1 protein-coding gene is annotated in these 2,647 nt (G+C 44.8%); it reads left to right on the forward strand.

Features of this window, described 5'->3' with window-relative positions:
• Positions 1–2,647, forward strand: a 2,647-nt coding sequence (locus tag KBW69_RS23225; protein WP_257282505.1) for a hypothetical protein, incomplete at both ends; no start/stop codon positions are given.

A 2,647-nucleotide genomic window follows, 5' to 3' on the forward strand; every position in this document is an offset into this window, starting at 1 on the left:
AAAGCCTCAGTGACCGGGTAAGGCAGCAAATTCTGAACGACCCCGGCTCACTTTACCAGTTTGTTCAACAGCGGCCAGAGTTACTGAACAACGTGCTGACCTATTTGAACCGGGAGTTTCCGGGGCACCCTGTCCACTCATACTTTTCTGGTCGTGTACCCCCCTATTCTACCCATCAAACAAACGGAAACCCACTGGCTTTGCTGCCAGAAGCGGGAAATGCGTTCCAGCCAGATACACAACTCCCGTCAACAACATTTACAAGGGGCATGATTGCTTTTTCTGGCGATCAGGGCAATAGCGGGCCGTCTCAGTCCCGTCGTGTTTCCCCCTCTAAAAAAAAAGCCGAACAAAACGGCAAGAAAAGTGAACGAAGTACTCGCTCTGACGAAAGGAAAAGTGTTGATGATAATGAGCCGCCACCGCCAGGCGGGAACCATCCGACCACACCAGCAAACGCAGTATCCCCGGCGTCCTTGCTTAAACATCTGATGCATCTCTACACAACCTCCGGGCTTCGGCCTGAAAAAGTGATCAACAGATCGAATTTTCTTTCAGAACAGCTGGGCATCAAATCAAGGGAGAAGTTTGAAACGTTTTACCATCCATGCCAATCACCCGATAGTGAAAGTGAAACATTATATAACCAGATGCTCCTGGGTTTTGATCCGAAAAACCAGCAACACATGATGCTGGCATCAAACGCTCTGCAACACTCTATACAGGTCATCGTTCATGATGGTCAGAAATATCGCTGCTATAGCGATGATAAAAACCACAATCATTCGCCTCACCAGTCTTTGAGTAAACTTGAAGATCTCCATATTTTCCTGTTTCACGAGAATCATGCTGTAAAACTGTCTCATCACAGTAACAACTTCCTGTGGTTCACTCACTTTCTGACCAGCTCCCACTTAAATAAGCAGGAAAACGATTGGCTGAGAGACAGTCAGTCTGAAAATGCTTTATGGGAACTGTTTCCAGAATGGCAAAAAGACCTTTTATTATGCCGGGAAAATCTTCAATACAACGCCATAAAATCTGCCAGCAAAGGGCCACTGAAAAAGACGTCCATAAAATCTGCCAGCACAGTGCTAAAACAGATCTTGACGACTCCCGGTGAATTCATGCAGGAAGAACAAGGACATAACCTGTTCAGGTTTTACAATAAACTAGGTCTGGTTTGCTACCCGTTCGACGATAAAGAGAACCCCGATGGAGCATTTTACATTAGCAAAAACGTCCTTGGATCGGTGGTTTTTTTCTGGCAAGACTCTGCCAGTAAATATATCTCGTTTATAGCTCCTGATCTCTCAACATCAACGATAAACGATAAATTACAGTCTTTCGATGATCATTTAAAAAATTATTCCGAGGGCGCATTTTTAGTAAAAAAACAGGATATCCGCTATGTAATTCCTGCACTCATGGTGCTCGCACCTGTTTTTAGAAAAACTTATACAGAAGCCCGCAGAATTATATCCGATACCGAAGATGCTCTTATTTATGGTGGTTCAGCCAGATGGCAACATCTTGCATCATCGGTTAAACCCACCGAACTTGGCAAGGTACCTGTTACCAATGATATGGATCTGGCAGTTGAGGATATTACCAGTCTGGAAACGATTTCGGCCAACATAGAGGACGAGCTAAGACGCATCCTGCCGGGCACCATTGTCAGACGCAACAACATTTACACTATGGTTTTAGCCAGCCCGAAAGAATCGCAACGCAAATCGCTACTGCACACCTTAAAGATCAATTGCTTTCCCGATAAAAACGAAGAGAACACCATTGGGATCGCCCGTTGTGAGGAAAAAAAATGGCGAATTTTATCTATCGACATTTCTGCCGGGCCTGAAGGCTATTTCGATTTCATGCGGGTAGAACCTTTTGCTACAGGTTCCAAACTGCTCATACCAAGCCTGCCCGCCATGGTTGAAAAACTGCTTCAGGAAACACAACTTGACCACACCTACCCGGGTATTGATTCAAAGCGACGGGTGCAAAATGCTGAAAATGCATTAAAAATCATGCTAACAAGTGACGCTGAGCAACAGGTTCAGGCAATTATTCAACGATCACTGTTCGGCGATTTGTCTGAATCATTCAGGTTACCCGAATCTCTGCACCCTTATATCAAGCCAAAGCCTGACAATGAACAGGAAAGCAATATTAAGGCAGAAAATAATGCCAGTGAGCAACCTACGATGGTTGCAGCGCAAACCAAAATAACCGCACCCGATGCCGTTGAACCTTCAGCTGAAAGTGCATCAGGACAAAACACTATTGATGAACATGTAGCCGTCGCCACCAACAGTCATGTTGAAGATCCAGAGCTGAAAGCAGAGGATTTGGCTCCGGGTTCCCGTAAGAAGAAAAAGAAAAAGAAACACAAACAGAAAAAAACGATCCAATCAGAAATAAGCAACCTTGCAGCTGCACCGGAAAAGAACGATATCAAAGTAGCTGCAGACCCTGATGAGCAACGTTCTACGGTAGCTCATAATAATAAGAAAGCAGCACCTGATCCTGTTGAACGCTCAAAAAAAAGAAAGCAGGAAACTGCCGCCCAAAAGCCTGTTTCGAACATGATCGATTTCGAAACGGCATTGTCTCAGTCCACAGAAATATCAAACTGGTTTAA

The sequence above is a fragment of the Endozoicomonas sp. ISHI1 genome (assembly GCF_024606225.1).
GTDB lineage: Bacteria > Pseudomonadota > Gammaproteobacteria > Pseudomonadales > Endozoicomonadaceae > Endozoicomonas_A.